1 protein-coding gene is annotated in these 253 nt (G+C 59.3%); it reads left to right on the forward strand.

Going from position 1 to position 253, the window contains the following annotated elements; all coding sequences use genetic code 11:
• The coding region (locus ACZIRK_RS45755; RefSeq protein ID WP_474419917.1) for a transposase at window positions 1–253 on the forward strand (253 nt) is incomplete at both ends.

Here is a 253-nt window from a genome sequence, read left to right on the forward strand (position 1 = left end):
AGCTATCTGAAGCTGCCCAACGGACGGGCTTTGACTGGCCAAAGCCATGATTACAAGCGGCATGGCACGACGACGCTGTTCGCCGCGCTCCAGGTTGCCACCGGAACGGTCATCGCGGAGCATTCAAAGCGCCGCCGCCGCATGGAGTTCCTCGGCTTCATGAACCGGCTGGTTGCCAGCTTTCCGGACCGCGAACTTCACGTCATCCTGGACAACCTCAACACGCACAAGAAGAATGAGCGCTGGCTCAAAA

This window comes from Bradyrhizobium sp. Leo114 (genome assembly GCF_055229415.2).